6 protein-coding genes and 1 tRNA gene are annotated in these 9,778 nt (G+C 36.1%); 2 read left to right on the top strand and 5 right to left on the bottom strand.

The features are described from left to right. On the top strand, positions 1-1,884 hold a 1,884-nt coding region (locus tag AB4Y90_RS11040), incomplete at its 5' end, for an aminopeptidase (protein ID WP_441557608.1). 188 nt (positions 1,885-2,072) lie between these two features. Here the strand turns inward: AB4Y90_RS11040 and AB4Y90_RS11045 are convergent. Both AB4Y90_RS11045 and AB4Y90_RS11050 read right to left on the bottom strand, forming a co-directional pair. Then, positions 2,073-2,933, bottom strand: coding sequence for a lamin tail domain-containing protein (locus AB4Y90_RS11045; protein ID WP_441557610.1), 861 nt, complete (start codon positions 2,931-2,933; stop codon positions 2,073-2,075). Between the two features lie 168 nt (positions 2,934-3,101). Continuing rightward, entirely contained in the window at positions 3,102-3,881 is a 780-nt protein-coding gene (locus AB4Y90_RS11050; protein WP_441557611.1) for a carbohydrate binding domain-containing protein, read from the bottom strand. Between the two features lie 186 nt (positions 3,882-4,067). Between AB4Y90_RS11050 and AB4Y90_RS11055 the strand changes: the two genes are divergently transcribed. Continuing rightward, positions 4,068-7,295, top strand: a complete 3,228-nt coding sequence (locus AB4Y90_RS11055; RefSeq protein ID WP_441557612.1) for a hypothetical protein — start codon at positions 4,068-4,070, stop codon at positions 7,293-7,295. Between the two features lie 221 nt (positions 7,296-7,516). On the opposite strand, the gene AB4Y90_RS11060 is transcribed toward AB4Y90_RS11055, so the two are convergent. From AB4Y90_RS11060 to AB4Y90_RS11070, 3 genes are all read right to left on the bottom strand, one after another. Further along, positions 7,517-7,587 (bottom strand) — tRNA-Gln (locus tag AB4Y90_RS11060). Between the two features lie 180 nt (positions 7,588-7,767). Continuing rightward, positions 7,768-8,319 (bottom strand): hypothetical protein, encoded by a 552-nt coding sequence (locus AB4Y90_RS11065; protein WP_441557613.1) that lies wholly within the window; start codon positions 8,317-8,319, stop codon positions 7,768-7,770. 26 nt (positions 8,320-8,345) lie between these two features. Then, positions 8,346-9,778 (bottom strand): hypothetical protein (locus AB4Y90_RS11070; RefSeq protein ID WP_441557615.1); only part of this gene is annotated, 1,433 nt, incomplete at its 5' end.

A 9,778-nucleotide genomic window follows, 5' to 3' on the forward strand; every position in this document is an offset into this window, starting at 1 on the left:
GATGCCGAAAATGCAGATCTCGATTATTTCGGAATTATTTCAAAAAAGATCCTTGACGAAAGCATCATTACCGATAAACAGGAAAACCATTGGTTTAAGAATGGTTTAAAATCATATCTTGAAATTCAGTACCTGAAAAAATTCTACGGTGAAGCAAAACTCCTCGGAAATCTTCCTGAAACCAGTATTTTAGGGGTTAAACCTTTAAAACTATTTCATGCATCAAGGGTAAAATTATTAGACCGATACGGTTTGGCTTATCAATACATCATGTCTCAGAATCTTGACCAGAAAATTGATGAACCTTTTGCGGTTTTGAGTAATTTTAATGACATGGCGATCAGCAGCTTTGAAACGGGAAGTCTTTTCAGCTATTCTGCCGATAAAATGGGTGAAGAAAAATTTAACCAATTACTGAAAAATTATATCGCAGAAAATACTGACAAACAGGTTTATCCCGAAGACTTTTTAGACCAACTTGCAAAAGAAGATTCTTCAACGTCTTATTTAAAAGGATTTTTGAAACAGAAAAACAGGGTTAATTTTAAACTGAAGAATTTCAGGGTAAATAATGATTCTCTTGATATTAAAATTTCAAAAAATACGCCCGAAGCAATTCCTGTAAAGCTGGAAACGCAGACTAAAAGCGGCCACAGAACTTCATACTGGATCGAAACTGAAGAAAATGAAAAGCTAAAAACCATAAGTCTTCCTTCAGAAGATATTTATAAAATTACCCTAAACAACGATTATATATTTCCGGAAGCGAATTATCGCGACAATTTCCTTTATACCAAAGGATTATTTTCAAATGCCAAAAAAATTAAATTTAAACTGATTAAAGACATTCCCAACCCTGAGTTTAATGAAATATACCTCAACCCGAGAATACGTTTTACCAATACTTATGATAAATTTCTGATTGGGCTAAATTTTAAAAACCAGTCTCTTTTTGACCAGAAATTTTTGTATTCACTTACTCCGTCATTCAGTACAGGAACGGGTAAACTGACAGGTTCAGGAGCCGTTTCTTACTCTTTTCTGCCTGCTGAAAGCGTGATTCAGAGACTGACTTTTGGAGTTTCCGGATCTTATTTTCACTATGATTATGATTTAGCTTATCAAAAAAATTCTCTCTACTCGAATATCAATTTCAGAAAAAATCCGAGAAGTACGGTGAGTCGTGGTTTGGGAATTTCTTACACTTATTTTGAACGTGATCTGAGCGCAAAAATGATTGCAAATCGTGATTATGACAAATACAATCTCTGGACAATCGGTTACGGCTATACCGACAACCAGATGATTCACGAAAAAAGCTTCAGTCTGAGTACGCAGGGAATGGAAGATTACAACAAAATCACGGCAGAAGGATTTTACAGATGGGAATTTGCACCAAAGCAAAAGCTTAGTCTAAGACTTTTCGCCGGATATTTTTTAAGAAACGAAACCAGAAACAATACTTTCGATTACGGAATTTCAAGGGTTTCAGATTATTCTTTTTCATACAATCTTTTGGGTCAAAGCGCATCCAGCGGAATTTTGTCGCAGCAGTTTGTTTTAGCTGATGGTGGTTTTAAATCTTTTATTCCGGGAAGCGTTAATCAATGGATTACTTCTTTCAATGTAGATTCTAGCGTCTGGAAAATTTTCCATGTTTATGCTGATGCAGGTTTGTATAAAAACAAAAATAACCCGACACAATTTATTTGGGACAGCGGTGTGAAAATACGTTTAATCCCCGATTTCCTTGAAATTTATCTTCCGGTACAATCTTCTTTAGGTTTTGAGCCGGGCTTCAAAGATTACGGAAAAAGAATACGATATACTTTGATTCTGAATCTGAGTACGATTATTAATGCTGCGAGACGAGGTTGGTATTAAAGTCTTAAATGAATATCTAGTTTATAGCTTGAAGTTTTAGTGAGAGATTTAGTATCAAAAACTTAAATTATTTCTAAAAACAAAAAACCTTGTCAAAAGTTTACAACTTTGACAAGGTTAGTTTCATGATTATCGTAATCCTTAAGAAAAACGACACATTACAGAATCGCTTTTTTATAATTTTGTAATTAATCTTTTAAGATCTTCTGGGAAACCGGTTGGTTGTTTACCCATCCTGTTACAATGTAATTGCCTTTTTGTAATTCGGCAACATTTAAACTTACACCATCTTTTACAGAGGCTGTTTTTACCAATTGACCTGCAGGAGTATAAATCTTAATATCTTTCACTTCTGTATCAAAAATTATCTCATCATTTTTAACGAGTGAGTTTTTAATAAAGCCTTTTTTAGAAAGATTAGAGATATCATTTACCGCTAAAGTTCCGTTGGTTGACTGTGGTGTTGGTAAAGTCGCTGTGAAATCTACGTTGTTGTTGTTCGTATCCCCTACCGTTCGAGTAATTGAATTTAAAATCGTCGGCGAGGGAGCTGATCCTGATCCTTCATACTGATTAACCAAACCATAGCCTACAAAATCCAAGACATTTGATGCAGTAGGTCCGGTAACTTGTGTGGCATTACTTGCCAAAGCAACTTTTCCTGAAGTGAGTCCAAGACCAATCCCTACTCCTACAGCCGGTGATCCGTCTAAATTCAGGAGAACACTCACAATAAGGTTAGGATTAAGCAAATTGATCAATCCACCCAATCCATCAGACCCCTGTTGGATTAAATACGTTTGTCCCGGAGCTAAAGTGATATTAGGTAAAATACTATACTGGGTAAAAGGTCCGGAACCAGATGCATATTGAAGGGTTGCACCATTGAGAGAAGCTGTAGAAGAACCGATGTTTCTTAACTCTATGAAGTCATTGGTAATGGCCGCTCCTAAAAGACCGCCTCCTGTATAAACTTCATTAATTACAATCTGGGCATTAGAGAATGCTGTTATCGAAACGAGTCCGACAAAAGTAAATACTTTTTTCATAACATGATATTTTGGTTGATTCGTAATAATTTATACAAATTTAATACCAAATCAATAACAAGATACCACATATTTTAAATTATTATGAAAATTAATTAAACATAGAATATAAAAAAACCGCCTCAAAGAAGCGGTTTATATTAATATTTGAATTTTTTTAAAATCAAATTAGTTTTTCAAAATTTTCTGAGAAACAGCCTGATTGTTTACAGTTCCAGTAACGATGTAGTTACCTTCAGCTAATTCAGCAATATTTAAAGTTCCGTTAGCTTTCACAGAAGCTGTTTTTACTAATTGACCGGTTAAAGTATAAACTTTCACATCTTTTGCATCTGCTCCGAAAGTGATTTCGTTATTTTTAACGAAAGTGTTTTTTATCATTCTATATTTAGATGGCAATACTTCTCCAACTGCTAATGTTCCAGTTGTCATTGAAAAATCATCAAAAGCAGCAACAGTAGCATTATTATATGCTCTAACTGCTAATTGAAAAGTTGTAACACCAGCTGGAGCTACAACAGTAACCGTATGTTGTGTCCATGTAGAAGCAGTAGGTAAATATAAATTATTCGGACCTCTTAAAGGATCACTTGCAGCATCTGTTCCTTGATAAATGATTGTTCCTGCAGCATCTTTATAATTACTCCAGATTCTAGCATCAGTACCATCTCCTGTAGCTTTATACCAAAAAGAAAGAGTATAAGTACTACCTGCTGTCACAGGAAATTCTTGATAAAATCCAGTTGTAGCAGTAGCATTTTGATATTGAGCCGAATTAGAACCATTATGACCATCAGCAGCAACTAAAGTGGGAGCAGTATAACTAGCAATAGGACCAGCTGCCCAACCAGTCAAACCATTATTAAAAGTTGGATTAGTTACTAAGTTTTGTGCATTTGCAGTAGCTGCAACAGCAACAATTCCTAAGATTGTAAAGATTTTTTTCATAACTTAATTTTTTAATTATTAATAATTTACATAGCAAAATTACATCATTTTTTCCATTTGAAACAATATTAAGGTTAATTTTCTGTTAATAATGTCAAAAACCTAACTGTTCATATTTTTTAGTTATTTTTACCACTTATTTTAAAAGATTTGCGGAATTCTATTCTGATATTCGTTCTTTTTTTCATGGGCTTATCACTGCATAATGCTCAAATATTCTCATGGAAAAACCCTAATATTCCGAAAGATTCTATTACATCTAACAACGATAGTATTTTAGCTAAAAAAAAGGACAGCATTCTTGCTTTCAAATTCGGGCAGGATATTTTTGCAAAAGACACGATGGATTTTGTGAAAACCAGCAACCGAATTATCGTAGACGAAGCCGTACTTGCAAAAAATAATACCAAAAGATTTTTAGGAGAATTAAATTCAAAAGGATCTATCATTCGTGGAATTACTTTCGGTAACAATCAGGGGCAATCGGTACAAAGCTCAATGGATCTTCAGATTTCCGGAAGACTTTCAAAAGACGTAACGGTTTTGGCTAGTATTTCCGACCACAATTTACCGATTCAGGCCGATGGTTATACACAGACTTTAGAAGAATTTGACAAGATTTACATGCAGCTTAATATTAAGGATAAATCTATTCTCAGAGCGGGGCATTTAGATCTGGTTGATTCTAAAAACTATTTCGCAAAATATCAGCGCCGAAGTATGGGGCTGCAGTTTCAGACCCAGTTCGGAACCGATAATAAAACTTTTGTGGATGTTTCTGCAGGTGTGGCACGAAGCGAATTTCACAGGATCCGTTTTCAGGGGATCGAAGGAAACCAGGGACCTTACCGTTTAACCGGGAAAAATGGTGAACAATTTATTACCTTGATTTCAGGTTCCGAGCAGGTTTTTATTGATGGTATTTTGATGAAACGAGGCGAAAACCAGGACTATATCATTAATTATAATACGGGTGAAGTTACGTTTACCAGTTTCAGGCCTATTTTCCAGCAGAATTTTATTACCATTTCTTTTAATTATGCCAACAGAAATTATTCCCGATATTTATTTACCGGAAAAGTTGAGCATCAAAGAGAAAAATTAAGATTGGGCTTAAACTGGTTTATGGAGAATGACAATAAAAATGCACCTTTAGCTTTAAATTTATCAAAAGAAGACGAACAGATTTTAGCAGACGCCGGAAACGATACCAATCTAATGTATGCACCTTCCGGTGTAGTTGCAGAATACGACGTTAATAAGATTCTTTACAGTCTTGTTCAGGATCCTAACGGAAATTATTACCAGTTTTCAACCGATGCAACGCAAACTTTGTATCAGGTTTCGTTTACCTATTTCGGAACCAATCTTGGGGATTACAAATTAACACAAACCACCAATAACGGAAGGGTTTTTGAATATGTAGGTCCTAATTTGGGAGATTATCGTGCGGTAAGGAAACTTCCGTCGCCACAAAAAGCTCAGGTTTACACCTTAAATTCTGAATATTTATTGAAAGACGGTAAAATAGGAGCCGATATTTCTTTGAGCAATTACGATATCAATTTGTTTTCTTCAAAAGACTCTGACGAGAATCTGGGATATGCCGCAAGAATTTTCGGTAATAAAACATTTACCAAAAACAATTGGAAAGGTACTCCAAGCTTTGAATATCAATATATCGATAAGCAGTTCCATATTTTAGACCGTATCAATGATGTTGAATTTTCACGTGACTTTAACTTGGCACAGGAATTTAACGGATTAACGCAAAACCGCTTTATCTTCAGCTTTTTAAATAAATGGAATAATAAATCGACATTAAATTACCGCATCAATTATCTTGACGAACGAGATTCATATAAAGGAATAAAAAATGACCTTGATTTTGGCTGGATCAAAGGAAAATTCAACACAAAAGGTAACTTCTCTTACCTTAATACCAATGCTATTCTGCAAGACACAAAATTCATACGAGGAGGAGCCGGAACCGAGTACACCGGCAAAAAAGGAAGCTGGGCTTTCGGTGGAAGTATGGAACACAACGAAAAAAAATACAACGACACCCAGTTGATGGATGTTACAAGCTTCAGCTGGAGAGAGCTTTTCGTTCAGAAAAAAATCGGAGACAGCACAAGAACGAAGCTTTTAGCCAAAATGTACATGAGAGAAAATGACTCTGTGCGAGACAACCGACTTCAGAACACTAACAGGATCTTAGGTTTCATGGCGGAAAGTCAAATCATCAAAACAGAAAAAACAACCTTAAATGCGCTGCTCCATTACAGAAAATTTTTCTATAAAGATGATATTGTAGATGAAGATCAAAACAAAGATTTTGTGGTGGGAAATATTTTGTACAACCAGCAGCTTTTCAAAAACGGGATGCGTCTTCAGGCTTTTTACGAATTAGGAAACGGTCAGGAAGCGCAGAGAGAGTTTCAGTATATAAAAGTTACAGACGGACAGGGAATTTATAAGTGGACAGATTACAACGGTGATGGCATTCAACAGCTYGACGAATTTGAAATTGCAGAATACTCCGATTTGGCGCAATATATAAGAATTTACACCAATTCGGTGCGGTATATTCCGTCCAATAAAAATAAGTTACAGCTGGCTTTATTTGTCAATCCGTCGGTAGTTTTCAGTTCGGAAAATAAATTTTTGAAACGCTGGAATTTTAATATTTCATTAAATTCCCAGAATTCATTCTATAAAAAAGATAAAGTTTTAGTTTTAAATCCTTTTGAAAAAGGTGAAAATCAGATCCTGAAAAATCAGAACATTCTGATGTCGGCACAATTTAATCCTACTGAAAAATCGGGTTGGAACGGAAATTATCGTTTTATACAGAACGACAACCTCATCAATGCCAACTTCAGCAACGAAGAGCGCAATCAAACTTCACATTTTGTGAATATCGGATATTGGTTTAATAAAGAATTTAGGATCGACTGGGAAAACTCTGTTCACGATTTAAAAAATTCATCGCAACTCTTTGCTACAAGAGATTACAGGCTGAATAATTTTGAAACGAAGCCGAAAGCCACTTATAAATTCACAGATGCAATTCAGGCAGAATTTTCATCGGCTTACCGTGAAAAACAGAGAAAAGATGGTGAAGAACTCCTGAAAGCGTTTGATATTACCGGAACCATTCAGTGGGAACGAAAGAAGACCTCGATCAGAGGAAATTTCTCATTTATCAACAACGATTTTACAGGAAATAGCTTCAGCATCGTAGGAAACCAAATGCTTGACGGCCTAAAACCGGGGAAAAACCAGGTTTGGAGCGTTTTCATTCAGCAGGCAATCAATTCTTTTTTACAGCTGAATCTCAATTATGAAGGAAGAAATTCCGGAGAAAGAACGATACACATCGGAAGCATGCAGGTAAAGGCAAGTTTTTAGGAGCTGTTTAACTGTCTTATTTTTTATTTGTAGCTTTTTCCAGCTCTCCACTCTATCTTTTTTGTCCAACCACTTTCCTTTCCACAAAAAAGGATGCCGTTGCGATCCGGGCTATTTTCGGTAGATCAATGAGTTAAAAGTAAAGACTACACATCTCAACTTTATTAACATTAATCAAAACAAAAAAGCCTTGAAAATCGAGTGATTAACAAGGCTTTTTGTAGACCCACAGGGATTCGAACCCCGACTGACGGTACCAAAAACCGGAGTGCTACCGTTACACTATAGGTCTGTATTTTTTGGTGAGGCAAATTTACAGAAATTTTCTTTATTTACAAATCATTTTATATTTTTTTTGATATTTTTTATCTCACCAGATTTTTTTTAAAACGTATCGGATAGATTTTCAGCAAAAAAGAGCTGAAGTTATGCTTCAACTCTTTTTATTTTTATTTCTAAAAAATCTTATGTATTAAGGTTTCCAGAAGCTCCACACCTTACCGTTGAAAACAGCCAGCTGTTTCGCTGTGGTATCGTACACCATCATTCCCGGCGCAGGATTGATGATATTAAGATGCGGGCTTGCAACCTTGGGAAGAATCATCGCCTTATTTTTATCTTCAAGAATTAAAATTCCTGTATCTGAGGTTTGGGTATCACCAATTGTAACTTCTGCATCTGTATTTTCTGTATGAGAGTTTTGTATAGCAACACCATCTACAGAAGTTATGGGATCTACTGTAGTTCCGGTGGCGTCTACCGAAAGATCCTTCCAGCCGGAACCATATTTTGTTTTGACCCTATGATCAGAAAGATCATAAACGATCGTTCCGTTTACGGCTCCTGCAACAGCACCTGTGCTGGTTACCCAAGGAAGCACTATTCCTCTGTTTTCATTTCCAAATTCTAAAGAAACTGAAGTATTCACTACTGCTTCTTTTCCTATTGCAACCTGAGCCGGGATTAGCAGAATACCGGTAAAGAATACTGCTACTGCTAACATGATTTTATTTTGTGTTTTCATTTTAAAAAATATTATTTTAAGATTCATTAAGGACAAGTTTGAGTATTAAAACATTTCCATCCTGTAGGTGTTCCGTCTGTGTTAATGTACAGACAATCTAAATCTTTGTTGTAAACCATCATTCCTTCTTTCAGATTAGCTGCAGGAATATTGCCAATTTCTGAAGTTGTAAGTCTGTTTGGCACAAATCCTTTGGTTTTAGATTCCAAAGCTGTCCATGCTCCTTTTCTTACCATTGGCCAGTTTTCGTTATCTGAACCTGCTCTTTGTAAGGAAGTAATCCCCTGTTTAGTGTCTAAAACCGTCCCTGCAGTAACAGCAGGTCTGTAACAGGCGGTAGAACATGCTGCCACATTTTTATTAATAGCATTGGAATACGTATAAGTTCCTGTATAATTTGCACCAAAGGTGTCATTATTTTCTATACCGGTATAAAAGCCATTATTTCCATAATTTGCAGGTGTTCCGTTTCCTACTATTGCATTTACAGTTCCTGTTTGGATTCCTCCGTCTGTGATGGTATTTATTAAAATTCCTGCCGAGGTATTTCCGTTTCCTGCTTGTGAGGCAGATCCTGCTTCTACTGCATCCGGGCATTTATCTCCATCACTGTCGAGATCTAAACTATTTACAATACCGTCATTATCCGTATCTATATCAGAACATTCAAATTTTGTTTCTCCATTTATCTGGAATTCTCTAAACTGAGCATCACTGCCTGCAAGACCATTAACTGGTGTAGACCATTGTATTTTGACCGTTGCCGTAGTGCTCGTTGGTGTAAAGGATATTGTTCTGTATCCCATATCAATTGATAAAGAAGAAGGATTTGATTGCCCCGCTATAGTTGAGAAACTATGTAAAGTTGTCCCATTTATTGATAATGTAACATTATTGGCATCAGGATTTTGAGGATTTAAAGTGTAAAAACGATATTTTAACGTATTCACTATTCCAGGGTTTAAATCTACCAGCGTAAAAGTAAACGATTCTGTACCATTATCCTGATATCCCTGTACATAAGTACCAGTAGAAGCGAGGTAATTTACACCACTGAGTGCATCTTTTGCCCCACTCCATACTCCGGGACGATAGTCTCTGTATAAAGGGCTTCCTGTATCAACACAACTTTGTTCAACAGTATCTAAAACACCATCATTATCATCGTCAATATCTGTACTATCCGGAATCCCGTCGCCATCAGTATCTATACTTGAGCTTTTACAATAGTTTACGGTTCCGTTCTGCGAATCGCCTATGCCCTGCTGCACACTTACTCCGTTCACAATAGGTGAGCCTTGCGCATTTGAGACAGCTCCGAGATTGTAATACATAGGTACATTAGAAGTTCCTGTATATCCGGTTCCGGAATTCCCTCCTGTGTAAGAAGGATTTACGGTCTGAATATTTTTGAGATGCATGTATGTGTAATTTCCATCGCCTTCGATTGCATCAGGAC

The sequence above is a fragment of the Chryseobacterium sp. 2TAF14 genome, from assembly GCF_052115105.1.
Classification (GTDB): domain Bacteria; phylum Bacteroidota; class Bacteroidia; order Flavobacteriales; family Weeksellaceae; genus Chryseobacterium.